The sequence below is a fragment of the Tenacibaculum bernardetii genome (assembly GCF_029125915.1).
Taxonomy (GTDB): Bacteria; Bacteroidota; Bacteroidia; order Flavobacteriales; family Flavobacteriaceae; genus Polaribacter; species Polaribacter bernardetii.
The window spans coordinates 27,043-53,519 of the sequence record NZ_JAQJCU010000001.1; the positions used below are offsets into that span (position 1 = coordinate 27,043).

The 26,477-nt window shown below is 29.5% G+C and carries 26 protein-coding genes; 11 read left to right on the forward strand and 15 right to left on the reverse strand.

The window, feature by feature from the left end:
- Positions 1-2: 2 nt before the first annotated feature.
- A complete protein-coding gene (locus P2G10_RS00135) occupies positions 3-1,043 on the forward strand; it encodes a lysophospholipid acyltransferase family protein (RefSeq protein WP_275314656.1) in 1,041 nt (346 codons plus the stop codon).
- On the opposite strand, the gene P2G10_RS00140 is transcribed toward P2G10_RS00135, so the two are convergent.
- From P2G10_RS00140 to P2G10_RS00160, 5 genes are all read right to left on the reverse strand, one after another.
- Positions 1,030-3,945, reverse strand: a complete 2,916-nt coding sequence (locus tag P2G10_RS00140) for a serine hydrolase domain-containing protein (protein ID WP_275314658.1) — start codon at positions 3,943-3,945, stop codon at positions 1,030-1,032. The genes P2G10_RS00135 and P2G10_RS00140 overlap by 14 nt on opposite strands.
- A gap of 38 nt (positions 3,946-3,983) precedes the next feature.
- Positions 3,984-4,469 (reverse strand): ABC transporter ATPase, encoded by a 486-nt coding sequence (locus P2G10_RS00145; RefSeq protein WP_275314660.1) that lies wholly within the window; start codon positions 4,467-4,469, stop codon positions 3,984-3,986.
- Positions 4,470-4,488: 19 nt separating this feature from the next.
- A complete protein-coding gene (locus tag P2G10_RS00150) occupies positions 4,489-5,352 on the reverse strand; it encodes a carboxypeptidase-like regulatory domain-containing protein (protein WP_275314662.1) in 864 nt (287 codons plus the stop codon).
- Between the two features lie 77 nt (positions 5,353-5,429).
- The gene (locus P2G10_RS00155; RefSeq protein WP_275314663.1) at positions 5,430-6,257 is read right to left on the reverse strand and encodes a 3'-5' exonuclease; all 828 of its coding nucleotides are present in this window, start codon (positions 6,255-6,257) and stop codon (positions 5,430-5,432) included.
- 14 nt (positions 6,258-6,271) lie between these two features.
- Positions 6,272-7,126, reverse strand: a complete 855-nt coding sequence (locus P2G10_RS00160) for a PPK2 family polyphosphate kinase (protein ID WP_275314666.1) — start codon at positions 7,124-7,126, stop codon at positions 6,272-6,274.
- Positions 7,127-7,273: 147 nt separating this feature from the next.
- Between P2G10_RS00160 and P2G10_RS00165 the strand changes: the two genes are divergently transcribed.
- The gene (locus P2G10_RS00165; RefSeq protein WP_275314667.1) at positions 7,274-7,783 is read left to right on the forward strand and encodes a flavodoxin family protein; all 510 of its coding nucleotides are present in this window, start codon (positions 7,274-7,276) and stop codon (positions 7,781-7,783) included.
- A gap of 39 nt (positions 7,784-7,822) precedes the next feature.
- Here the strand turns inward: P2G10_RS00165 and P2G10_RS00170 are convergent, their stop codons facing one another.
- The 3 genes from P2G10_RS00170 to P2G10_RS00180 form a co-directional block, all read right to left on the reverse strand.
- Entirely contained in the window at positions 7,823-8,743 is a 921-nt protein-coding gene (locus P2G10_RS00170) for an AraC family transcriptional regulator (RefSeq protein WP_275314669.1), read from the reverse strand.
- A 360-nt stretch (positions 8,744-9,103) separates the two neighbouring features.
- Complete coding sequence (locus tag P2G10_RS00175) at positions 9,104-9,412, reverse strand: hypothetical protein (protein WP_275314670.1); 309 nt, start codon at positions 9,410-9,412, stop codon at positions 9,104-9,106.
- 4 nt (positions 9,413-9,416) lie between these two features.
- Positions 9,417-10,712, reverse strand: coding sequence for an NAD(P)/FAD-dependent oxidoreductase (locus P2G10_RS00180; protein WP_275314671.1), 1,296 nt, complete (start codon positions 10,710-10,712; stop codon positions 9,417-9,419).
- Between the two features lie 109 nt (positions 10,713-10,821).
- Between P2G10_RS00180 and P2G10_RS00185 the strand changes: the two genes are divergently transcribed.
- Complete coding sequence (locus P2G10_RS00185; RefSeq protein ID WP_218772949.1) at positions 10,822-11,256, forward strand: DUF7738 domain-containing protein; 435 nt, start codon at positions 10,822-10,824, stop codon at positions 11,254-11,256.
- A gap of 2 nt (positions 11,257-11,258) precedes the next feature.
- Here P2G10_RS00185 and P2G10_RS00190 read toward each other — a convergent pair whose 3' ends face one another.
- From P2G10_RS00190 to P2G10_RS00210, 5 genes are all read right to left on the reverse strand, one after another.
- The gene (locus P2G10_RS00190; RefSeq protein ID WP_218772950.1) at positions 11,259-11,786 is read right to left on the reverse strand and encodes a hypothetical protein; all 528 of its coding nucleotides are present in this window, start codon (positions 11,784-11,786) and stop codon (positions 11,259-11,261) included.
- Between the two features lie 638 nt (positions 11,787-12,424).
- Positions 12,425-13,165, reverse strand: a complete 741-nt coding sequence (locus tag P2G10_RS00195) for a LytR/AlgR family response regulator transcription factor (protein ID WP_275314672.1) — start codon at positions 13,163-13,165, stop codon at positions 12,425-12,427.
- A 193-nt stretch (positions 13,166-13,358) separates the two neighbouring features.
- Entirely contained in the window at positions 13,359-16,247 is a 2,889-nt protein-coding gene (locus tag P2G10_RS00200; RefSeq protein ID WP_275314673.1) for a sensor histidine kinase, read from the reverse strand.
- Positions 16,248-16,377: 130 nt separating this feature from the next.
- A complete protein-coding gene (dnaK, locus tag P2G10_RS00205) occupies positions 16,378-18,267 on the reverse strand; it encodes a molecular chaperone DnaK (protein ID WP_275314675.1) in 1,890 nt (629 codons plus the stop codon).
- A gap of 132 nt (positions 18,268-18,399) precedes the next feature.
- Positions 18,400-19,008 (reverse strand): NUDIX hydrolase, encoded by a 609-nt coding sequence (locus tag P2G10_RS00210; protein ID WP_218772954.1) that lies wholly within the window; start codon positions 19,006-19,008, stop codon positions 18,400-18,402.
- 7 nt (positions 19,009-19,015) lie between these two features.
- Between P2G10_RS00210 and pyrE the strand changes: the two genes are divergently transcribed.
- Positions 19,016-19,666 (forward strand): orotate phosphoribosyltransferase, encoded by a 651-nt coding sequence (pyrE, locus tag P2G10_RS00215; protein WP_218772955.1) that lies wholly within the window; start codon positions 19,016-19,018, stop codon positions 19,664-19,666.
- A gap of 6 nt (positions 19,667-19,672) precedes the next feature.
- A complete protein-coding gene (locus P2G10_RS00220) occupies positions 19,673-20,062 on the forward strand; it encodes an SRPBCC family protein (RefSeq protein ID WP_218772956.1) in 390 nt (129 codons plus the stop codon).
- Between the two features lies 1 nt (position 20,063).
- Here the strand turns inward: P2G10_RS00220 and P2G10_RS00225 are convergent, their stop codons facing one another.
- Entirely contained in the window at positions 20,064-20,795 is a 732-nt protein-coding gene (locus tag P2G10_RS00225) for a biotin--[acetyl-CoA-carboxylase] ligase (protein WP_218772957.1), read from the reverse strand.
- Between the two features lie 87 nt (positions 20,796-20,882).
- Here P2G10_RS00225 and rsfS point away from each other — a divergent pair, with 87 nt between their 5' ends.
- Genes rsfS through P2G10_RS00255 form a run of 6 tightly spaced genes read left to right on the forward strand, consistent with a single transcriptional unit; the run spans position 20,883 to position 25,526 of the window.
- A complete protein-coding gene (gene rsfS / locus P2G10_RS00230) occupies positions 20,883-21,251 on the forward strand; it encodes a ribosome silencing factor (protein ID WP_218772958.1) in 369 nt (122 codons plus the stop codon).
- Positions 21,252-21,277: 26 nt separating this feature from the next.
- Positions 21,278-23,206 (forward strand): ATP-dependent zinc metalloprotease FtsH, encoded by a 1,929-nt coding sequence (gene ftsH / locus P2G10_RS00235; RefSeq protein WP_275314679.1) that lies wholly within the window; start codon positions 21,278-21,280, stop codon positions 23,204-23,206.
- Positions 23,207-23,217: 11 nt separating this feature from the next.
- Entirely contained in the window at positions 23,218-23,808 is a 591-nt protein-coding gene (locus P2G10_RS00240) for a hypothetical protein (protein WP_218772960.1), read from the forward strand.
- A 3-nt stretch (positions 23,809-23,811) separates the two neighbouring features.
- Positions 23,812-24,606 carry a phosphatidate cytidylyltransferase gene (locus P2G10_RS00245; protein ID WP_218772961.1) on the forward strand — a complete coding sequence of 265 codons (795 nt, stop codon included), beginning with the start codon at positions 23,812-23,814 and terminating at the stop codon, positions 24,604-24,606.
- Positions 24,607-24,636: 30 nt separating this feature from the next.
- Positions 24,637-24,891: an acyl-CoA-binding protein gene (locus tag P2G10_RS00250; RefSeq protein WP_218772962.1), complete on the forward strand. Its 255-nt coding sequence runs from the start codon at positions 24,637-24,639 to the stop codon at positions 24,889-24,891.
- 5 nt (positions 24,892-24,896) lie between these two features.
- Positions 24,897-25,526, forward strand: a complete 630-nt coding sequence (locus P2G10_RS00255; protein WP_275314683.1) for a YceI family protein — start codon at positions 24,897-24,899, stop codon at positions 25,524-25,526.
- A gap of 57 nt (positions 25,527-25,583) precedes the next feature.
- Here P2G10_RS00255 and P2G10_RS00260 read toward each other — a convergent pair whose 3' ends face one another.
- The gene (locus P2G10_RS00260; protein ID WP_275314685.1) at positions 25,584-26,477 is read right to left on the reverse strand and encodes a hypothetical protein; all 894 of its coding nucleotides are present in this window, start codon (positions 26,475-26,477) and stop codon (positions 25,584-25,586) included.

Below are 26,477 nucleotides of genomic sequence, written 5' to 3' on the forward strand. Positions count from 1 at the left end.
AAATGAAGTTTTTATTATACTATTTTTTAAAAATCTATATTAAAACAGGCTTATTCTTTTATGCTAAAAAGACAACGGTATTGGGTAGGGAAAATATCCCTAAAAAAGGAGCTATTTTGTTTGTTGCCAATCATCCGAATGCCTTAATAGATCCTTTATTAATCGCTACAAATACAAAAAGAAAAATTCATTTTTTAGTACGCGCAGCTGTATTTAAAAAACCAACAATTGCAAAAATTCTAAACGTAATTGGTTTAATGCCTGTCTATCGTATTAGAGATGGTATTAAGCAATTATCTAAAAATGATGCTATTTTTAATAATTGCCAAGAACTACTAAAAAACAATAAAACTTTACTAATTTTCCCTGAAGGAAGTCACAATAGAAAACGAACAATTAGACCTTTAAGTAAAGGTTTCACCCGAATATTATACGGCGCTATAGAAAAATATCCTGACTTAAAAATTCATATTGTTCCGGTTGGAATAACTTATCAAAACTCTTCTAACTACCCATCAAAAGTTGCGCTTATTTTTGGCGAACCTATTCTAGCTAATAATTTTTATGCTATTGATAACAAAAATACGTTGATAAAAGAATTGAAAAATAAAATTAGTGATCAATTAAAAAATTTAACGGTTCATATTAACGATGATGAAAACTACAACACCATAATAACGGCATTAAATAAAACAACTATAGATTATACTGATGTAAATAACAGCAATTATCTTATAAAAAAAGATACCTACCCTAGCAAAAAGAAGATTGAAAAAGAAAACAAGTTGTTATACTACTTCGTTATTCTAAATAGTTTCATTCCTTATTTAATATGGAAATCATTAAGTAAAAAGATTCCAGAAATTGAATTTACCGACACTTTTCGTTTCGCATTAGGTATCACATTGTTTCCTTTTTTCTACGCTTTACAAAGCTTTATTATCAGTTTGTTTTTTAGCACAGAAATAGCGCTAACATATTTAGCTGGTTCACTTTTATTAGTATTATTATATACCAAAACAACTGCTACTAATGCAGGATAGCATCTTGAATATCTTGTTGAATTTTAGTACGCATGTTACTTCTAACCAACCCTCTATTATTCATATTAGGATATACTCTGTTTGATAAAAAAACATATAACAAACCCGACTTAGGATCTACCCAAGTATAGGTTCCTGTAAAACCGCTATGCCCGAAACTCTCTTCTGAAACACAACCACAAGTTGCCTTAACTTTAGGATTTAACTGAGGCTTATCGAAACCTAAACCTCTACGCACTTTTTTATCAGCATAATATCTTTTATTAAATTTATCAAGCGTCTCCGCTTTTAAATATTCCGTACCACCGTAAGTTCCTTTTTGCAAATACATCTGCATAATTTTAGCCACATCATTGGCGTTAGAAAACAAGCCTGCATGACCACCAACACCTCCTAACATAGCGGCACCCATATCATGTACATAACCATGTACTAATTGATTTCTATAGTAATCATCTTTCTCTGTAGGAACAATTTCTGTTTTATAATATTTCTGAAGCGGTAAATACGTCATTCTATCAGCTCCTAATGACTTATAAAACTCTTCATCCACTAACTCATTTAAAGGTTTTTGATATTTTTTTTCTAAAATTTCCTTAAAAATATAATACCCCAAGTCACTATACTTATATCCCACTCTATCTCTTTGATCGGCATCCACAATATGTTTATATATAGTATCTCTATAAGACTTACTTAAATATAATTTTGGAGCTACTTTTATGTTATACTTTCTTGTTCTTTTTTTTCGATAATATTTAAATGAATTTCTTCCAGTAGCTTCATCTATTGTGTTCTTGTAAAAAGGAATCCAAGAAGGAAGACGGCCATAGTGAGATAATATTTCTTTTAATAATAAAGTGTCTTTATTAGATTTTCTGAACCTTGGTAAAACATCACCTAAGCTAGAAAACAAGCTTATTCTTTGAGTTTCTTCTGCCTTCATAATCATAGGTAAAGAGGCTAAGATTTTGGTTAAGGAAGCTAAATCATATATGTCGGAATTCTTAACAGGTTGATTTTTTAATGCGGTATGATACCCGAAACTTTTATTGATAAAAACTTTTCCGTTTCGAGCTACTAAAATTTGCCCTCCTGGTGTCATTTTTTCATTTAAAATAGTATCGATTCTTTTATTTATAATCGATAATTTCTCCGAAGACATTCCTGCTTCTTCCGGAATCGTATACTCTAAAACATTATTATTTTTTAATAAAACACCGTCTCCTGCATTAAATTCGCTATTAATTGACACAGGTAATTTTCCTTTTACATCAAAAGCCCCAAACAACGCTTGTGCAGAAAGTTCTTGTGCTAATTTGCTATTTTGATAAGAAACTACGAGCGCTTCTATATTTGTAAATGATTTTAGTTTTAATAAACTGTAAGGACTTGCAAATACATCTAAAATAACTTTTTTCGTTCTCGCTATTTCTTGTAACCAAACCAACTCTTTATTTGAAAACTTATAACTCTTCCATGGATGATCATTCGACTTATGAAAACCAACAATAACCACATCGTATTTTGTTAACTTTTGCATTAAAACACTCAAGTGCTTATCAGAAACAGCTTCTATCTTTGCATAATTCTTTAGCATTCCTAAAAAATCATCTCCTTTAGAATCTCCCAAAGAAACATAAGCTACTTTCTTATCTTTTAAGTTTTTAATAGGTAAAATAGTTGCTTCATTTTTTACTACAGTTATGGAGTTTTTAATCAACTTTCTGTGTAAAACCTCATCATAAGGGTTATTTAAATCTTCTTGAAGATTATCTAAAAGCAACGAATTATACTTATTTAAACCAACTAAATATTTTGCTTTTAGTATTTTTTTTACAGAGTAATTTAATCGCGCTTCAGTTAAAGTTCCTTTTTCAATAGCTTCTTTTAACAGTTTTACAGAACCAGGAACATCTTGCGGAATTAATAACAAATCGTTACCCGCCAAAATGGCTGCTAAATCTATTGCTGCTGGAGAAGAATAATTGGCAGCTCCTTTCATATTTAATCCGTCAGTAATCACCAAACCTTTAAAACCTAGCTTTTCTTGCAACAAATCGGTAACAACACTTTTTGATAATGACGTTGGTAGTTTTTCATTTTTTTCTAAAGCTGGAATACTTAAATGTGCTGTCATAACACTTGCAACACCTGCTTTAAATATTTTTTTAAACGGATACAACTCAATAGAATCTATTCGCTGCTTACTAAAATTAATCGTTGGTAATGTGTGATGAGAATCTGTTGCAGTATCTCCATGACCAGGAAAATGTTTTGCGTTTGCTAAAACATTAACACTTTGCATTCCTTGACTAAAAGCGATTGCTTTTTTAGTAACATTTTCTTTACTTTCTCCGAAAGAACGATTTCCAATAATTGGATTGTTCGGATTTGTATTTACATCTACTACAGGTGCAAAATTTATGTGAATTCCTACTCTTTTACAATGCTCGCCTATTCTTTTACCAGTTTCTCTTAAAAGCGCTTCATCTTCAATTGCGCCTAAAGTCATATTCCAAGGAAAGCGATAGGTATTTTTAAGACGCATATCTAATCCCCATTCGCCGTCAAAACCAATTAGCAAGGGCACTTTAGATTCTCCTTGATACTTGTTATTTAAAATGACTTGTTTTTCTGGTGTTCCTTGCATGAATATTAAATTCCCAACATGATATTTAGTAATCATTTCAGTTATTGATTGTTCATGCTTCTTGTCTTTATTCGAATAGGCTTGTACCATAAACAATTGTCCGATTTTTTCATCAATCGACATTGAATTCATAATACTATCTACCCAAACATTTTGTGCATCTGCATCTTTCGCTAAAAGCGGATCTTGTTGCTGCGCATTTACAAATTGAATAAAAACAAACCCTAAAAAAACTAGTATCTTTTTCATAATATCTTAATCATCTATACTTTAATGGAAATCAATTGCTATACCAAAAATCGTTTGTGCCAACTTTTATCGGCAGTAACTTCCCAATTAGTTTCAAAGTCTGCTTTTGTATCTATCATATTGTTAAATACAATTGTTTTTGAGGTTATCTTTTTATCTTTTGCTAATTGATGAAAATCAGCTAATTTAACAACATTAATATTATCACCGTATTTAAATGAAACGTTCATTTTGTTCATTAAATCGATTCTTAATTCTTTTTCTAATTCTTGTACAAAGTGTACCGAAGAATCTATAGAACAACCAGATACATTGTTAAAACCTTCATCTACACCCAATACTAAAAACTGATTGTACTTTATAGTAAAAGAGCCTTTTAAGTCGTCTCCATGACGCGTCCAACTATCAATAAAAAGTATTGCTTTTGCACAAATATATTCGACTTCTTCTATGCTAAATTCTCTATCTGCTTGATAGACCCAAACTCTTGAATTACTTGGTAAATTGTTATATTCTGTAAACATCGTATTGTAATATTTATTTTTAATTTGTTAAAGTTAAAGAAATTGCAGGAACATAAGAAAAATCATTTTCAGGTATAGGTATTTTATGCCAATTACCTTTGTTATAATAATAAATTCTATTTATTTCCCTGTATTCTTTTATTTTTGTTAAACCTATAACAGGTGCATAATATATGCTTTTTTTAAAATCATCTAATTTATATGAATTAGATGGAATAAGAAGTTTTTCAAAAACCACAAACAAACCATTTTCAGGGAATTCTAAGTAATGTTCTTCTAAGTTTAACTCTACTACTCTTTGTCCTTCTCTAATTAAAACTGGGGTACTTTCATTTAAAATATCTTCTTTTGGTTTTCCTGTTTTTTTATCTACTGAAAAAATACGGATTCTAAACTTTGCGTTATGAGTATTTCTCTTCGAAAAATAAATACTCACTTTATCTATAAATACATCAAATTTTAATTTGTTAGGAAAATATTTACCTAACATTCTAATTCCACTTGTATGAAACGGACTTACTCTTCTTTTTACTTTATCTAAAACTATTTTTTTATTTCGTTTTTTAGAAACAATGACTTCATCTAACCCTATATTTTTGGGATTTAAAAAGAAGGTTTTATTCTGTAACTCTTTAGCAAAAACCAACGAATCTTTATAGTTTAAACATGAAACATGTACTTTCTCTTTAAGTAATTTTTTATCAATTTCTAAATTAAAAGTACCATCTTCTAACGAAGAAATTCCTTTATTAGATTTTAAAAAACTAATATTCGCATAAACAATTGGTTCTTTCGTATTCGCATCTAATAATTTTCCTTTTAGATTAATTGCTTGCGAAAAAATCTGTGTACTTAAAAACAGTGAAATAATTATTTTTTTCATGGCTAGTTTTTATCGAAAATAACAACTTAACAAATACTTATAAACTAAGGTTTTGTTAATTTATATTTCTTTAACAATTACCTTAAATTAAACTTTTGCTGTAAAGCCTCTAATTTCTCTCCATCTGTCATTTTCTTTTTCGGCACTGCCATTCGTTCTTTAATTTCTCGCAATACTTTTTTTGTGTACAACGGAAAATCTGCATTCTGAATCCATGAATTATACCCTGGGTTTTCTTTAAACACATCTTCAACAGTTCTTCCCTTATATTTTCCGAAAGAGAAAATTTCTTGATCCTTGTCATTCATCAAAATAAAACCAGCAAAATCTGCTCTTTTACCATGTGTTGAATATTCGCTTAAAGCATCAACAGTGTTCTCAATATCTTCATATTTATCTAACTGTGCTAATAAAATTTCGTAAGTAGCATTGGTATCGGCTTCTGCACCATGCGCGCCAATTAATTCTTTGCCACAGTAAAATTGATAACCTGCACTTAAAGTACGTTGTTCTTTTTTATGAAAAATTACCTGAACATCTACCGCTTTACGTTCTTTCATATCAAAATCGATTCCTGCTCGCATTAACTCTTCTGCTAATACCGGAATATCGAATCTGTTTGAATTAAAACCAGCCAAATCGCAACCAGCAATCATTTCGTTTATACTAACAGCTAAATCTTTAAAAGTTGGCTCGTTGGCAATTTTTTCGTCTGTAATTCCGTGAATTTCTGATGATTCTTTTGGTATTGCTACCTCAGGATTTACCAACCATGTTTTACTTTCTTTATTTCCGTTTGGAAACACTTTTAATATTGATATTTCTACCACTCTATCTTTCGCAATATTGATTCCTGTTGTTTCTAAATCGAAAAATATAATTGGTTTTGTTAAGTTTAATTCCATCTTTTTTTTGGCAATTATTCGTTATTTAACTGAGCTTTAAACTCGTCTAATTTATCTAAATCTTTTTGAGCTAATGCAGGTTCTTTAAAACCATATTTTTTAAGCTCTTCACTAATTGTTTTACCTACAATATATCTTGCCGTTGGTTTATCATCTGCAGGCACTACATACCAAGGCGCATTATCTGTATTCGTTTTGTTTAATAAATCCTCATAACATTCTTGATATTTACTCCACAACTTGCGCTCTTTTAAATCGCCAGAAGAGAACTTCCAGTTTTTCTCAGGAATATCTAAACGACGTAGCAATCTGTTTTTTTGTTCTTCTTTAGATACATTTAAAAAGAATTTTAAAATAATGGTTCCGTTAGCTGAAATATGTTTTTCAAACTGATTGATTCTTTCCATTCTATCATGATAAAAAGCATCATTTAAATCTTCTAAACTTTTAACTGTAGGAATGTTCTCTCCAAAAACATACTCAGGATGCACTCTTGTTACCAACACATTTTCATAATGTGTTCTATTAAAAACACCTATTTTTCCTTTTGCTGGCAAGGCAATATAATGGCGCCATAAAAAATCGTGTTTCAACTCTAATTCGGTAGGCACTTTAAAGCTATGCACGACTACTCCACGTGCATTCACATCTTTAAACACTTCACGAATTAAACTATCCTTACCAGAAGTATCCATTCCTTGTAGGCAAATTAACATACTGTATTTACCTTCGGCATACATGGTATCTTGCAGCTCACTTATTTCCTTTCTTACTTTTTTAAGTTTCTTTTTTGCCTTTTCATCTACTTCTTTGGTAGCAAAATGGCTTAATGTAACTTGTTTCGAAAACTTGTAGGCGTCTGTATTCATTTACAAAGGTGAATTGATAGCATAAAAATACAAAAAATATACTCTTTTAGTATTGATTTTTCCTTGAGAATTATCAATTTTTACAATTGAAGTTTAAATGCTGTTCTAATTAAATTTCAGAAATTTAACTTCTAAATAAGAATACACATGAATACAAAGGTAATTATACAAGCAAGCTCTAAAAGCAACGGAAACACAAATAGGATTGTTCGTTATTTAAATAAAAATAATGATTTTGATGTTATCGATTTAAAGACTAAAAGTATTGGTTCTTTCGAATATGATTTTAGCAATGCGAATGACGATTTTATTCCTTTAATGGAAACTATTATACAAAAATACGACACCATTATATTTGCTACACCCGTTTATTGGTATAGCATGAGCGGAACTTTAAAAATATTTTTCGATAGATTATCCGACCTTTTACACTACAAAAAAGAACTAGGAAGACAAATGAGAGGCAAAAAAATGGCTATGATTAGCAACTCAGGAGAAAATGATTTAAAGAACGGATTTACAATGCCTTTTATAGAGAGTGCCAATTATTTAGGCATGAATTACCTTGGCGATACGCATACTTGGTTTACCAAAGATGGTTCTGAAATTGATTCAAATGCTTTAAAAAATATTGATACTTTTAGAGGTTTGTTCTAAAGAAAAAGGTTGCTGGTAAAACAGACAACCTTTTTTTATTTATTGAATCGGAATACAAATATCTACAATACATTTTCCTTCGGGATGCTCTTCTGGGTTGTTATAGTAAATTCCAAACGGATCTTGATCCGCTTTTTTAAAACCATGTTCACTCATCCATACAAAGTTATTTTCCCATGCTTTTTGAAACTCTGAAGGATGAATCTCTAAATGAGAAACAATACACTTCGTTTTAGGCAACGTTCTTAAATTTATTTCACCATCCGTTTTCACTAACCTATTTAATGTCATACAAGCACTCATACGTATTTTATCTTCGTCAGTAATTTTTGGGCTATCATGATAAATTGTTACCATTCGCAAATCTTTTTGTTGCATTAAACCTTTCGGAAAAGCCCATTTCATTAACCTCTTATAAACACCTTCGATTAAATCCATCTTTCCTTGATGACTTATATATGCTAGCTGCAATTCAGGTACAATTTTAACTTCAGTAGTTGCATTCATTTTTAACCAATTTAAAGAATTATGTATATTACAAATATACTTTTCAAATAACGTTACCACTTGCCCATTCTTGCTTTCTGTTTTACAAATCTTGCTAAAATTATTTTGACTTTCTTTTTTGAACTCTGCAGGACTCATCCCATAGAATTTTTTAAATGCTCTTGAAAATGAAGATAAACTTGTAAACCCTACTTTTTCGGCAACTAAGGTTATTGGTGTTTCTTTTTTATGCAATAAAAATGATGCTGCTTTTTCTATTCGTTTTCTAGTTATAAAATTATTTAATGTTTCTCCTGTTACTGTTAAAAAAAGTCGATGAAAATGAAATCTAGAAAAACAAGCTTTGCTTGCAACCTCTACTAGCATCAACTTTTTATGTAAATTATCTTCAATATAAGTAATTGCTTTAGTTATTCTTATAATTGTTTTTGAAGTTGTTTTTTCTGGATTCATTATTTCTTTTAGTTTTTTTTCTGGAGGATAAAAAAGATGAATCCACTTATAAAATATAAAAATACATCTATTATATCTGCCGTGTATCTCGAATTGTATTTAGGTAAGAAATACTCATATAATAATGCGTAAAAACTACATATATATAAAACAATCCAAATAGAAATTTGATAGTTTTTATTGCTTTTACTCCACCTTAAAATAAATAAGCAAACTGATAATATTATCGGAATAATTAAAAAATCATTTAAATAAAAGTTAATAATTTTTGGAAGTGAAAATTTTAACTTTTGAGCAAAATACACAGTTGTTCCTATAAATAGCGAAAATACAAAGTAAATATATATTGCTCTTTTCATTTTAACCTGCTGCAACCATTGCTATAAACCAAGCTAAAGCTCCACCTATTAAACTTACCAACAAAAAAGCGGAGTACAGAACCCATCCTACAACTTTATACAAGAAGAAAGGGTGTTTTTTTAAACGCTCTGCTAAATTAGGGTTGGCAATTTTATGCTTCACCTTTTCTATTTCTACTTGCTTATATGCCTCTTCTTTTAAAGCTCTTTTTTTTTCATGAGAAATTAAAGTATTACAATTTTCACAATACTCTTTGTTTGTATTAAACAATCCGCATTTAGGGCATTTTATATTTCTTGTAATACTCATTTTCTTATTCTTTAAAACTGTATTTATTTTTATTCTTATAAGGTCTTATTATAAGTCTTGTTTCCCTATCAAATCGAATATAGTTATACATCCAATTCATAAATACAATTACTTTATTTCTAAAACCTATTAAAGAGAATAAATGCACAAACATCCAAACAAACCAAGCAAAAACTCCTTGAAATTTTAATTTTGGTAAATCTACCACTGCTTTATTTCGCCCAATAGTTGCCATGGCTCCTTTATCATTATATTTAAAAGGCTTTAATTTTTTCCCTTTAAACTTGGTTAAGATATTTTTAGCCAATAATGTTCCTTGCTGAATAGCAGGTTGCGCCATCATCGGGTGCCCATATTTATATTTTTCGGTTTGCATGCACGCAACATCTCCAATAGCATATACATTGCTATAACCTACAACTTTATTGTATTCATCAACCTTAAATCGGTTAGCTCTTTCTACCAAACACTCTTGTTGTAAACCGTTAATAGATTCGCCTTTTACTCCGGCAGCCCAAATCACAGTTTCTGCCTTAAAATGGTCATCGCTGTTGGTTGTTACCGTAGTACCGTCATAATTTAAAACCCGAAGATCTTCCCAAACATCAACGCCTAATTTTATTAAGAAATCTTCGGCTTTTTCTGAAGCCTTATTACTCATTCCTTTTAACAACTCGCCTGAACTCTGAATTAAATTAATTTTCATTTGACGGATATCTAAATCAGGATAATCTTTAGGTAAGATTCCTTTTTTCATTTCAGCTAAAGCACCGGCTAACTCAACACCTGTTGGTCCACCACCAACAATTACAAAATTCATTAAAGCCCTTCGTTTCTCTAAATTAGTTTCTAACAATGCTTCTTCAAAATTTTCTAATACCAAGCTACGAATATTTAATGCCTGTGGAACAGACTTCATTTCCATCGCATATTTTTCGATATTCGTATTTCCGAAGAAATTAGTTTTAGATCCTGTGGCTATAATCAACTCATCATACTCTAAATTACCAATAGTTGTTTCTATTCTGTTTTTATCAGCATTGATATTTAAAACTTCTGTTAAACGGAAAAAGAAATTTTCTACATCGTTAAATCGTTTTCGCAACGGAAAAGCAATACTATCTGGCTCTAAGCCGCCAGTTGCAACTTGATAAAGTAATGGTTGAAAAGTGTGATAGTTATGTTTGTCGATTAAAACAACTTGAAGTTCTTGTTCTTCTAATCCTCTTGCTGCAGCTAAACCAGCAAAACCTCCTCCAATAATTATGACTCTAGGAAAACTTGTTTGAGGGATATTCATTTTCAAATGATTTTATTTCAGAATAGCAAATTTACTTAAAAGTTGAATTTTATTCTTTAAATTTGTATATTATCTCATATAACTATTCCCTTACTAAAAACACAATACCATGTTTAAATTTTTAAAAAAGAAAAAAGTAAAAGAATTAGTTATTAAATGTGATACTGATACCGTTCTTATTAATGAAAAACCTATTATTTTCCCTACCAATTACGATACATTAATAGCTGTTTTAGGCAAGCCAGAAAGGGAACTTACCAAAACTAATCATTATATGATTTGGGACCAGTTTGGTATATTTTGTGGCTACACAGATAAAAATGAAATTTTATCTATTAATGTATACCAAAGTAAGCAAGATAGAAGTGAGTATAATAGTAAAAAACAATTTAAGGGTAAACTTCTGTTAAATGACGAAGAGATTACAAATAACGAATTCAGTAAAATTGCTTTAGGTAAAGTTGCCATTCATAGGCTTGGAAGCGAAAATGAAATCCGTTTTGGTTTTAGTTTAGGTATTAATAAAATATACACAAATATTTAAACCTAAAGCTCTCTTTTTAACTGCTGAATCGTTTTAGTGGTTGATATTAAATCATTTATTAATATTTCTCTTAAATGATCTATATCATCCTCATAATAGGCAGCCCATTTATATTCTTTAAACAAGGTTTGAATTTGTTTTAAACGTTGGTGTGCAAATTCTGATGTCATTAAAAAAACAATTTTATTTTCTTCTTCTTTTAATCGTTTAATTTTAACTTGTTTTGTTTTAAAATTCACCTCTAAATAAAATACTTTATCAGTATTATTTAACAGATAAAAATCTGACCAATTTGCAAAACCAACATAATAATTTTGACTTTTATATTCTTCTATTTCTTTTATTTTCCATCGACAATTAGCTACACGCCCCCAATGATTTGAGTAACGGTAAACACCTTCATCTGCATAGAAATATAAGCTCCCAGATTTGCTTTGATAATGTGCTGATTTATCTTTAAAAAAATCTATAGATCGCGATTCGAACTCGCAATAGGTATATCTAAAAAAATTATATTTATGAAACTTCATTTTCCAAAAGTAATTAAAGAGAAGCAAGTTTTATAAATTATTCTAATGAAAAAACCGAATTACTTTACAGTAATCCGGTTAAGATTAATAAAAATCAAAGAAGTTTTTTTTAAAAAAACATTCTTAAAATTAATGGTTCCCCCCAGAACCTTCTTTAAAATTAAAAACTTATACTTTAAAATAATTCTCTAAAATTTGACACCAATAATTATAACTAACTATAACATTCTATTTACAGGTGTTTTAGTGGAAAACGATATTCTTTTCAAATAGAATATCATCTTATTTTTTTTAAAATCTACATACAAATAACATTTTATTTTCTTGTAAAGAACACAAAGCCTTCCTAATGAAGTGTTTTTATTTCCGAATGAAGAAAACAACCAATATATCTTACTTTAATTAATTTTGATAAGTCTATCAAAACTATATTGATCGTAATAATTTATGCCATCTTATCAATATTTTTACTTTTATTAACGCAAGGTTTAATCTCAACAATATTCTCAAGTCTCTCATTCTATTCTTATTATAATTCAAATATTAATAAAAATTCATAAAAACAGGTTATTTACTTTCCGAAAACGCATTTTATCTTTCCTAACTAAATAAGGGGTACTTATAATTAATTTTATGTATTAAGCATAAAAAAGAATTTCAAAATTTTCTTTATAACTCTTACTTACTGGAACTTTAAATTCAGATTTCAAGGTTATTTCTTTTTCTTTTTTAGAATATGTTGCTATTTTATTTACATTAATTATCCAAGACCTATGTACTCTTATAAACTGAGTATTATCACATAGTAAACTTTCATAATAACTTAATTTTTTAGCTACCATATATTTTTTATCTTTTTCTATATGTAAGATAGAATACATCCGATCGGCCTCTATACTAACTATATCTTTTGTACTTACAATTGCATAATCTTTTTTATATGGTATTGCTATTTTAGTAATTATCTTTCTGTTATCCTCTAATAGATTAACTCTTAAAGATGCTGTTTTATTTGCTATTTGTTCTTTAGCTTTTTTTATTGCCGACTCTAAATATGACACGTCTATTGGTTTTAATAAATAGTCTATTGCCGCGACTTGAAAGGCTTTTACGGCATAATTATCATATGCAGTTACAAAGATTATGTGAAAGTTAATTTCATCAAATTCTTTCAATAATTGAAAGCCATTTTTCTGAGGCATTTCAACATCTAAGAAAACTATTTGTGGTTTGTATTTTTTTATAGCCTCTATAGCTTCATCTACATTTTTTGCTTCTGCTAAAACATCAACATCATTACAAAATTCGCTTAATAAAAACCTTAAATTTTCTCGCGCATTAACTTCATCATCGACTATTATTGAGCTAATTTTATTCATCAATTAAAATGTGAATTATTTATATTATTACAATTATTAATTAAAATCTACTCTTGTTTGACACTATTATTCTTCTTAAAAACATCTAAATTTCATCATAAAAAAACCTTTTAGATATGTAAGTATTAACTTTCATTTTAAAGCAATTAATAAAAATTTCTGATTTTCATAAATACTTTTTAACAAACAGTATTTAAAAAGTAAAAGGTATTTTAATAACCACTTTTGTTCCCATACTTATCGCTTGATATTCAAAACCAATATCGGTTCCGTAATGTTTTTTTAAAATTTTTAATTTATCCTTTATCATTTTGGTTGAAAAAGACTCCCTTTCTTCTTTTATCTTTTTATTTATTTTATGAGATTCGTCAAGTCCAACTCCGTTATCGGTTATGATGCATTTAATAAAATTCTCCTGAAAGAACTCAATCTTTATTTTACCTACACCATCTACTTTATGAAACAACCCATGCTTTATAGCGTTTTCTATAAATGGTTGAATTATCATAGTTGGTATTTTAATGTTCTCTATAAGTTCTTCTCCTATTATTTCATATGTAAAATTATCTCTAAACCTTAATTTTTCTAGTTCTAAGTATTTTTTTAAAACAGAAATCTCTTCTTCAAAGAAAACAAAACTTTTATTACTTAAAGCAAGACTTTCTCTTAATAATGAAGAAAATTTAGTCAAAAAATTATAGGCATTATTTTTATCACCTTTTAACACTAAATTTTGAATAGAATTCAGCGCATTAAATGTAAAATGCGGATTCATTTGACTTTGTAATGCTTTTAATTTTGATGCTATTAACTCTTTCTGCATGCGTTCATTCGCTATAGCTTCTTCTTGTTTCTTTTTTACTCGTTTTAACCTCAAGTAAAAAATTAACCAATATAAAAAGATAATAAAAACAGTTGTAATTACGTAAAACCATTGCCGTTTATAAAAAGGTTTATTTATTGTTATCTTAATAACCTTCGCTTTAGTTTCTTGCTCTCCAGATAGACTTACCTCCTTTAGCTTAAAAATATAATTTCCGGGTGCCAGGTTATTAAAAGTAATTTGATTTATTCCTTTATCTAATACATTCCAATTATCTGGATTAGAATACTCTTTTAAAACATACTTATAAACTACGTCTTCATGTGATAGAAACCCATTAGCATGAAAATTAAATTTTATTTTTTTTACATTTGATTCAAAAGAATAAGTTTCTTTTTTAACTATTTTCTCTCCATCAACCTCTATGGAAGTGAAATAAAAATCTAAAATTTTATTATTTTTAAAAGCTTTTTCTTTATCAATTTTAAACAACCCTTTGTTTGAAGTAAAGAATAATACTTTTTCATCAGGCATAAAGCCTGATATATTAAATGAAGCTACCCCATCTTTTCTAGTTAAGCTTTTAATTTTGTTATTATTTGTATTTAATAACTGTAAACCTTTATTTGTAGATATCCATAAAAATTCTTTTTCTCCTTTAATTTCACCTACCTGATTAGATAATAACCCGTTTTTTTCTGAAAAATGTTTTACTACTTCACCTCTTTTAAATCCAATAATCCCATCTTTTAAAGTTGATACCCAAACAACATTATTAGTTGTTTCTGTTATATTATTTGCAAATACTGGTTGTTCATTAAATTTAAGTTGTATCGCTTCATTTTTTTGATTGTACATTTCTGTACCATCTGTATAGCCTATATATTTTTCTTTTTTGCTGCTATAATAAACAACTTTTGTTCTAGTAGCCCTAAGTTCTGTTTTCTTCCTTGATCTTATATTAACAGCACTTGCTGTAGAGTGCGTTGCATACAGTAAATTATTTTCATCTAAAAAGGTTACATCTTTCGCATTGTATAAAAAATTATCTCTAGTTAGCTGTTTACTATCCTTATTATAAATTAAAGATCCGTTTGCAAAACTTAAATACATATTGTTTTCACCTTCAACAATAGCGTATAGTTTATTATTTATTTTTTTTATTAAATGTGATATTTCATTTGTATTCTTATCAAGAATCATTAAATCTCCTTTAATAGACCCCATCATTAAAGCATCAGTTCCTAAAGCACTTATTGCCATTAAATTTTCCTTATCTTTTTCAATACTATATTTCTCTATATACAAATTAGGTATAATGAAAACGCCGTCTGTTAATGTTGTAAACCAATAATTATTGTTTCTATCTTTTAAAAACCTACTTATCGGCACACCTTTAAAATAAGTTTTTTCATAATGTAATTTATTATCTAAAAACTGATAAATAAAAACCCCTTTCTTTGTGCAAACCCATAGTTTATCTTCTAAACTATAAAACTTTATTACGCCATTATTAAGTACTAGTTCTTTTGGCAACAATACCTCCTTTAACTTTTTATCAACTCCATAGTATAATTTTGGTGTAGCCGATAAGTTTTTAGTGTTATATGCAAATATTAAATCGATATTATTTATTGTAGTTACATCCCAAATATTAAAATTAAATTCTCCGTACTTTTTTAAATCATACTTTACTTTTAACTTTTTATTTTTTGCTCTTACGAGTATTTTATCCTCGTCAAAACTCAATAAGGAATCTTTTTTTGGTAAAGATGATAACAATCGAATATTTTCATCGAGAGTTTTATACTCAAACAAACCTTTAGAGTCTACTTCATAAACACCTGTTTCTGTACTCACAACAACATTATTGTCTACAAATGTAAAAACAGCCAGTTGTCCATTTACTTTATCCTGAAAATCATAAAACAACAGTAATTTACCATTATCTAAATAAAAGATTTGTCCTGAAATATTGTTACACCAAACTCTACCTTTGGCATCTAATTTTAAACCAAAAACAGATAAACCTCTTTTTTGCGGGTGTGAAAAGTTCTTAAACTTTTTACCATCATAACTAAAAAGACCTTTATCTGCTGCTAGCCAAATTACCCCTTCATTATCCTCAATTATATCATAAAATTCGATATCTGGTAAGCCGTCTTTTTCGGTTAAATGAGTATAAACCGGATGCTGTGCTATAATTTTATTAGCAAGCAATAAAAAGGTTAAAAACAGGTATATACTTATTTTTTTCACAATATATTTTTAAACATACATTTTCAAATGTAGTTATTATTAAAATAATGAAAATAAAAAAATCCATTACAATTTCTTGTAATGGATTTTATATTTATAAAACGTTATGTTTTAACTTCTATTCAGTAAATTACTTTACTTCTTCGAAATCTACATCTTCAACATTATCTTCCTGAGCATTTGCTTCTGGTTGAGCAGCTTGTTGAGCTCCTGCAGCACCTTTATCAGCATACATCTCTTCAGATGCAGCTTTCCATGCTTCATTAATAGTAGTTAAAGCACTGTCAATTCTAGCAGTATCTTCAGATTCATGAGCAGCTTTTAATTCTACTAAAGCAGCTTCAATTGGCGCTTTCTTATCGTCAGATAATTTTTCACCAAATTCTTTTAATTGCTTTTCTGTTTGAAAAATCATAGAATCTGCTTCATTGATTTTTTCAGCAGTTTCTTTTGCTTTTGCATCTGCATCAGCATTTGCTTCTGCATCAGCTTTCATTTTTTCGATTTCTTCTTCTGATAATCCTGAAGAAGCCTCAATCTTAATATCTTGAGTTTTCCCTGTAGCTTTATCAGATGCAGATACTTTGATGATTCCGTTTGCATCGATATCGAAAGTTACTTCAATTTGAGGAACTCCTCTTTGTGCTGGTGGAATATCTGTTAATTGGAAACGACCAATTGTATTGTTATCTGCTGCCATTGCTCTTTCACCTTGTAAAACGTGAATATCTACAGATGGTTGATTATCTACAGCTGTAGAGAATACTTGAGATTTTTTTGTTGGAATCGTAGTATTCGCATCGATTAACTTTGTGAATACGTTACCCATTGTTTCAATTCCTAATGATAAAGGCGTAACATCTAATAATAATACGTCTTTTACATCTCCAGATAAAACTCCACCTTGAATTGCAGCTCCTAAAGATACTACTTCGTCAGGATTTACTCCTTTACTTGGTGATTTTTTAAAGAATTTTTCAACAGCTTCCTGAATTGCAGGAATACGAGTTGATCCACCTACTAATACGATTTCATCGATTTCATCGATTGTTAAATCCGCATTTTTTAAAGCAGTTGCACAAGGTTCAATAGTTCTTTTAATTAAATCATCGATTAAAGCTTCAAACTTAGATCTTGTTAATGTTCTAACTAAGTGCTTTGGTCCTGAAGCAGTAGCAGTAATATATGGTAAGTTAATTTCTGATGAAGTTGTGCTAGATAATTCAATCTTCGCTTTTTCAGCAGCTTCTTTTAAACGTTGTAAAGACATTGGATCTTTACGTAAATCCATTGCTTCGTCAGCAATAAATTCTTCTGCTAACCAGTTAATAATTCTTTCATCAACGTCATCTCCACCTAAATGTGTATCACCATCAGTAGCTAATACTTCAAATACACCGTCTCCTAATTCTAAGATAGAAACATCATGTGTTCCACCACCAAAATCAAAAACAACGATTTTTTTATCATCGTGAGATTTATCTAAACCATAAGCTAAAGCAGCTGCAGTTGGTTCGTTAATAATTCTTCTAACTTTTAAACCTGCAATTTCACCAGCTTCTTTTGTAGCCTGACGTTGTGCATCGTTAAAATATGCAGGTACAGTAATTACAGCTTCAGAAACATCTTGACCTAAATAGTCTTCAGCTGTTTTCTTCATTTTCTGTAATACCATTGCAGAAATTTCTTGTGGCGTATATAAACGACCATCGATATCTACACGAGGCGTATCGTTATCTCCTTTTACTACTTTATAAGGTACTCTTCCTGCTTCTTTTGAAGAATCAGAAAATTTATTACCCATAAAACGTTTAATAGAATAAACTGTTTTTGTTGGGTTAGTAACTGCTTGACGCTTTGCTGGATCACCAACTTTACGTTCTCCTCCTTCTACGAATGCTACAATAGATGGTGTAGTTCTTTTTCCTTCTGCGTTAGGAATAACAACTGGTTCATTCCCTTCCATTACAGAAACACATGAATTTGTGGTTCCTAAATCAATTCCTATAATTTTACTCATAACTAATAACTATTTATCTTAAATTTTTAATTCAATTTTACGATTAGTAATAGTCAAACTGTGTGCCAACTAGTTTTTACTTTTGTTTTGGCAGAAAAACTAATGAAGTTATTTAGCAACAATGACAGAGTGTCATTTTTTTAATGATTTTACATAAAATTTATAAACCATAACAATGTTAGAAAATGTACTTTTTAACGCTTTATTTGTAGCCTCAGCATCCTTAAACATTACTTTGGTTATACCTTCTTCTAACTGCGGAGTTAGTATACCTTTGTAAGATGAAGACATTAAGTACCAATGTGTTTCTTTTAATCGATGTTTTCCTTTCTGAATAAAAAAGTGATATGTTTTAATTAGTTTTTTATCTATTTTAAGGTTTGTAATACCGCATTCTTCTTCAACTTCTCTTATTGCTGTTTCCTTTATATTCTCTCCTTTTTCTTGTCTTCCCTTTGGCAAATCCCATTTACTACCTCTGTAAATAAATAAAATTTCTTTTTTATCGTTTAAAACGAGTCCGCCTGCGGCAACAAGAACCTTAAATTTCATTTTAAAGATCTCCCAATCTTCTTCCAAATTACTAGTACAAAGATAAACACCTTTTAATTTGCCTAGTTTTAACTTATAAATAAGTTCTTCTATAATTGTATTTTTGTAAATATAAACAACATAATCTTCTTCATTTTTTACTGAAGTTGTAAAGATTATTGGTTTATCATTAACAAAAACTTTATACATTTGCGTTATGGATTTTAACAAAGATACAGCAAAAAAAACTGCCGAACTTCTTCTGCAAATAAAAGCTATTAAATTAAGCCCTCAAGAGCCTTTCACATGGGCTTCTGGTTGGAAATCACCAATTTACTGCGACAATAGAGTAACCCTATCTTACCCACCAGTTAGAAATTTCTTAAAAGAAAAGATTGCTAAATTGGTTGAAGAGAAACATGGTAAACCCGATGTAATTGCTGGTGTTGCTACCGGTGCAATTGCAATTGGTATGTTAGTTGCTCAAGAACTAGGAGTTCCTTTTATATACGTACGACCAGAACCTAAAAAACATGGCCGTAAAAACCAAATAGAAGGACATTTAGATAGCGGTCAGAATGTGGTTGTTATTGAAGATCTTATTAGCACAGGTAAAAGTAGCTTAAATGCGGTTAAAGCTTTAAAAGAAGCAAACGCAACAGTTAAAGGTATGATTGCAATTTTCTCATACGGATTTGACATTGCTACCGAAAACTTTAAAAACGATCGTGTAGAACTAACTACCTTAAGCAATTACGAATACCTACTTGAGCAGGCTTTAGATAGTAAATATATTACTAGTGAAGAATTACGATTGTTAGAAGACTGGAGAGTAGCACCTAGTAAATGGAAACAAAACGAAAAATAAGATATAATGAATATTGAAGGAAACAAAGTAATTGTAAAGAAATCACCTAAAGAAGTATTTGATTTTTTAATCAAATTAGAGAACTTCGAACAATTAATGCCAGAAAACACTCAGAAATTTGAAGTAGATGGCGATAGTTTTATTTTTGGTTTAAAAGGAATGCCTGAAATAAGATTGGTAATGAAAGATAAAACAGAGTATTCTAATATTACATTAGGTGCTGCTAGTAGTAAATTACCTTTCACTTTATCAGCAGATATTAGTGAAATTTCTGACAATAAAAGTGAGGTTACTTTAAAGTTTGACGGTGAATTTAATGCGATGATGGCAATGATGGTAAAAAAACCATTAACTAAGTTTATTGAAACTTTAACTGAGAATATAGCAAAAATATAAATTAGGCAAACGAAACTTCTTTAATTCCAAATTCTTTAATCGTTTCGTTTTCTAATTCGATTTGGAGATTACCAGTATCGGAAACTCCAACAATTTTACCCATAAACAAAATGTTTTGAGCTGTTTTAAACATGCTCGGAACATTTTTTTTATACAATACCTTTAAATATTCCTCTTCTAAAAAAGTATACTCCTTTTTATTCAGCAATGCTATTTTTTGTTTTAAGCACTGTAAAGCTTTGTCAAATAACAATTCTAAATCTACTTCTCTACCAATAATCATTTTTATGGAAGAAGCATTTGGCAAATCAATTGAAAAACTATTTTGATTTACATTAATACCAATCCCTATGACAGATGAACTAATTTCGGATAAATTAAAAGTGTTTTCAATTAAAATACCTGCTATTTTTTTGTTTTCTGACATAATGTCGTTGGGCCATTTTATAGCTAATCGAGGTAGTTTCAAATCTTTAACTGCTTCATAAACACTCAAAGAAACACAATAATTCAAATACTTAAAATCAGCAATACTAAGGTTAGACAACTCACAAAAAACACTAAAAGTCAAGCTCTTACCTGCATCTACAATCCAGTTAGCATTCATTTGTCCTCTGCCAGCTGTTTGAGTTTTTGCAATTACTACAGTAAAATCACCGACCTTTACTTTTGCTGCCATATCCTTTAAAAAAGAATTAGTTGAATCAATGGCATTAAGTTTGATTATTTTCATAGAAGTTTTGTGAGTAAAACAAGTATCAATATTAAGCAAATAACTCACAAAAAAATAATAACTTTGCTAAAAACTTAATTTTTTTTGATGACTAAAAAACAAGCAAGCACAGACGATTTAATCGCTGTGATTATAAAAGGTATTGATGAGGTAAAAGGAGAAAACATCCAATTACTAGATTTAAGAGGAATAGAAAATACTGTATGTGATTATTTTATAATCTGTTCAGGAAATTCAAACACTCAAGTAAACGCCATTTCAGGTTCTGTACAAAAAATGGTAAGCAAAGAACTTAAAGATAAACCTTGGCATATTGAAGGGCAAGGAAACTCTGAATGGGTTTTAATGGATTATGTGAATGTTGTTGTTCATATTTTTCAAAAACAAGTACGTGACTATTACGATATTGAAAGTCTTTGGGGTGATGCTAAAATCACTGAAATTAACCCAGCTTAATTGCTAATAATTTACACATATTATTTATGAGTGATAAGAAAAAAAATCCTCCAAAATTTAGTTTTAATTCATTTTGGATATACATTCCGATATTAGTTGTCCTGTTAGGATTGAGTTTCTTTAACTCAAACGACTTAGGTTCTAGAAGCATTTCTAAGAACGAGTTTCATAAAATTTTACAAGAAAACGATATTCAAAAAATCGTTATTGAAAATAATAATGTTGCTCAGATATTCTTAAAAAGCGAAGCTGAGAAGAAAGAACAGCACAAAAAAATAACAGATTCTCCTTTTTACAGAAAAGGATCTCCTTTGTACACTTATAATTTTGGAGATTTACAAAATTTCGAAAATGAAATTAAAAAAGAGAAAGCCGAAAACAATCTTGATTTTGATAGAACTAATGTAGAACCTACAAGTTTGGTAAAAACATTGTTCGACTTTCTTCCTTTTATTTTATTAATCGGTATCTGGCTTTTCTTTATGAAAAGAATGTCTGGTGGTGGATCTGGAGCCGGTGGCGGTGGTCAAATATTTAATATTGGTAAATCAAAAGCTAAATTATTTGATGAAAACACCAAGGTAAAAACAACCTTTAAAAATGTTGCTGGTTTAGAAGGAGCAAAAGAAGAAATTCAAGAAATTGTAGATTTCTTAAAAACACCTGAAAAATACACAAAACTTGGTGGTAAGATACCTAAAGGAGCCTTATTAGTAGGACCTCCTGGAACAGGTAAAACCCTCTTAGCAAAAGCTGTTGCAGGTGAAGCTGGAGTTCCTTTTTTCTCTTTATCAGGATCTGATTTCGTAGAAATGTTTGTAGGTGTTGGTGCGTCTCGTGTAAGAGATTTATTTAAACAAGCGCAACAAAAATCTCCTTCTATAATTTTTATTGATGAGATTGATGCTATTGGTCGTGCAAGAGGTAAAAACAGCATGACAGGTGGTAATGATGAACGCGAAAACACATTAAATCAACTTTTAACAGAAATGGATGGTTTTGGTACTGATACAAATGTTATTGTATTAGCAGCTACTAACCGTGCTGATGTATTAGATAAGGCTTTAATGCGAGCGGGACGTTTTGACCGTCAGATATATGTTGACTTACCTGATTTACATGAACGTAGAGAAATCTTTGAAGTACATATTAAACCATTAAAATTAGCCGAAAATGCTGATTTAGAATTGCTAGCACAGCAAACTCCAGGGTTTTCTGGTGCAGACATTGCTAACTTATGTAACGAAGCTGCTTTAATCGCTGCAAGAAACAATAAGGAGGCTATTGAGCATCAAGATTTCTTAGATGCTGTTGATAGAATAGTTGGTGGTTTAGAAAAGAAAAACAAGGTAATCACGCCAAAAGAAAAGAAAGTTATTGCTTTTCATGAAGCTGGTCATGCTACCGTAAGTTGGATGTTAGAACACGCAGCTCCGTTAGTAAAAGTAACTATTGTTCCTCGTGGCCAGTCATTAGGTGCTGCCTGGTATCTACCTGAAGAAAGAAAGATTATTCAAACAGAGCAAATGCTTGACGAAATGTGTGCTACAATGGGTGGTAGAGCTGCTGAAAAGTTAATGTTCAATAAAATTTCTACTGGTGCATTAAGTGATTTAGAAAAAGTTACCAAACAAGCTCGCGCTATGGTTACTGTATATGGATTAAACGAAAAAGTAGGTAATATTACCTATTACGACTCATCAGGAAATGATTCTTTTGTAAAGCCATATAGTGATGATACTGCTAAGACCATTGACGAAGAAATTTCTAAAATGATTGAATTTCAATATCAAAGAGCTATTGATCTTTTAAGTGAACACAAAGATAAACTTAACTTACTTGCTGATTTATTGTTAGAAAAAGAAGTTATGTTTAAAGCTGATTTAGAAAAGATATTTGGTGAAAGACCTTTTGAAAAGAAAGAAAATAAAACTAATCCAGTAATAGAAGAATAGTTTTTATTTGAATGAATTTTTTTAAAAAAATATACAAATCATATAAAAAATCATCTGAAGAGAAGTTAATTAACGAACAGGAAGTTAACTTATCTTTAGATGATTCTTTTGTTCACAATTTTATTAATAAAGGAGGTAAATTTTTATACTCTACCTCTATTGATGAAGTGTCAAATAATTTAAAACATATTTTACAAGAAAATAATTGGGATACAATTACATGTTCTGATTTTGACTTATTAAAAATAACTAAAAATATAGATGTTAATATTCAGAAATACCCTTCTGAATCTGTTCCTTTTTTCACTTCTTGTGAACACCTAATAGCTAATAACGGAAACATATTGTTTTCTTCTCACCAACTCGGAAGCAATAAACTAACATCCCATTCAGAACACTTTATCGTGTATGCTACTACTAGCCAATTAGTAAATAATATGGGTGAAGGTTTAACGGGTATAAAAACGCACTTTAGTGGTAATATACCTACCAATATTAGTTCAACCACCAACTACAAAATAGATGTTGACGATGATAGTTTTTTAAGTTATGGTAATAGTAACTCAAAAAACTTATATTTGCTGCTATTTGAAGATTTATAAACTATGCGCAACCTTATAACAAGAAGTATTTCTGGACTTGTTTATGCTGTACTTTTTATTTCCGCTATCCTTTTCTCTAAAGAATCATATATAGGATTAATGGCGATATTTTCAGTAATATGTGTTTTTGAGTTTTCGAGAATGCTAAAATCGAAAAATATTATACCCTATGTTCTTTTAGCAGGGTTTATATATTTATCTACGATTGAAATCCCTAATAATTACACAAATTATTTAACAGGATTTTCTTTCTCAGGTTTATTAATACTGATCTATTTATTAATAAGCACAAAACCTATAAAGACAGATAGTTTAGCGCAAAAAATATTTTTACAAGTAATATACTTAATACTGCCTTTTTACTTCTTAATAAAACTACCTCTTATAGATAACAATTACCATCCAAATGTAATTATCTATATTATTTTAATGATTTGGACGAATGATAGTTTTGCTTTTATCGTTGGTAAAAACTTTGGTAAACATAAATTATTTGAATCGGTATCTCCAAAAAAAACTATTGAAGGTTTTATTGGCGGATTATTATTTGCTGTTTTAGCCGGATTTTTAATTGGTTATTACTCTGGTATATTTTCAATATTAAATTGGATTATTATTGCGATTATTGTTGCCGTTCTTGGTTCTTTAGGCGACTTGGTAGAATCTAAGTTTAAGAGACAATCAAACGTAAAAGACAGTGGTACAATTATGCCCGGGCATGGCGGTTTATTAGACAGGCTTGATAGTTTGTTTTTCCTTGCTCCTTTCGTATATTTGTATATACACTATATAATATAATTACTTTCTTACCTGATTCTTCTTTATATGATGAGTGATTTAGATATACAGTTTAATAAAGCTTATAAAAAAGCTTCTAGTTATAAAAAAAAGCTGCCACCTGATATTATGCTTAAATTCTATGCATATTACAAACAAGCTGTAAAAGGAGATAAATTTACTTTTAATAGCAATCATGACTTACGAAATGCGTTTAAATTTAATGCATGGATTCAATTACAAGGCATGACAGAAGATGAAGCTAAACAAGAATACATCAACTTAGTTAATTCAATTATAAAATAAATATCATGAAAAAAATCATTTATTCTTTATTCGTATTTGCTGCTTTAGCAAACTTTACTTCTTGTAAATCAGAAGCAAAAAAAGAAACATCTGAAAAAGAAGAAATTAAACTAGAAAACAACGCACCTTTCTCTTTGCAAGAAGCAAACAATGAAATAAACTTTACAGCCTATAAAACAAGTGAAAAAATACCTGTAGGTGGTTCTTTTAAAAAAGTAACAATAACCGCTAATGGTGATGGAACAACAGCTAAAGAAGCAATTAATAATGCTGAATTTTCTATTCCGGTAAGCAGTCTTTTTACTAAAGATTCTAGTAGAGACTTTAAAATAAAAAAGTTCTTTTTTGGAATTATGGACAAAACAGAGTTACTTTCTGGGAAATTAGTTTTAGAAAACGATTCTATTGGTTATTCTGATTTAACAATGAACGGTGTTACCAAAAAAATGGATTTTAAATACAGTATTGATGGTAAGGTTTTTACTTTAAAAGGTAATCTTAAAATTACAGACTGGAATGCTGATAAAGCTTTAAACTCTTTAAACGAAGTTTGTAAAGATTTACATAAAGGAGCTGACGGTGTTTCTAAAACTTGGGACGATGTTGCTATTAACATTACATCTACTTTTAAATAAAAATTATTTTTATACTTATAAAAGAAAGCCTTAGATTTTATCTAAGGCTTTCTTTTTTTAGGTTAATATCCATTCTAATAAATCATCAACATGTACAATAGACCAACTATGAGGGTTCCGCTTTCCGTTCGCTCTATACCCTTTATTATTTGTTTCTATTAATGTTACTTTTTTCCAACTATTGGCGACTAATAAATCATTTAATTTTCTGATTCGGTATGCATTGGTCGATTCATAATCGGTTTTACGAACTTCTTTCCACCAACGTTCATCTGGTTCTGTATATAAACGGAGTTTCGCTTTTTTCAAACTATAAATATTATTAAAGTTTTCTGTTTTATAAGTAAAAGGAGAAACCTGCTGAATATTACTTAGCAACGAATCTTTAGTAAATCGTTCTTCAAAAAAACTGACAATCCATTTTGGTTCCGCCAAACGTTCTTCAGAAAAATCCTTTTGCTGAATGTCTTTTACAGAACTTTCATACAACCCAAATAAGTCGATAGGAGAATCTACTATAAAAGTTCCTTTAACAGCTACTATTTTATTTTTTAGTAAATAATCAGACAATGTTAATGCCACATTACCACCTATAGACATCCCTCCAATATAAATATTGTCAGTTTTTAAGTTATTCTTTTTGATGGTTTCAAGAATTAAGGCAGTTAATTTTGCGCTGTCTTCTTTCTCTATCCATAATTTTCTCGCAAAGTTTATTAGCAGTAATGAAACTCCTTTTTCGTTTGCTTTCTGTACAATATCAAACTCTTTTTTAATGTTTTCTGCACTACCTCCTCCTCCGGGAAATAAGATTAATAATCCCTTTTGTTGCTTGGAAACAAGTAATTCGAATTCATCGGTTTTTATGTTTTTAAACGCCACATTGGCAACCTCTTTTTTACAGCTTATTAATAACAGTAAACAAACGATTAGTACTATTCTCTTTTTCAT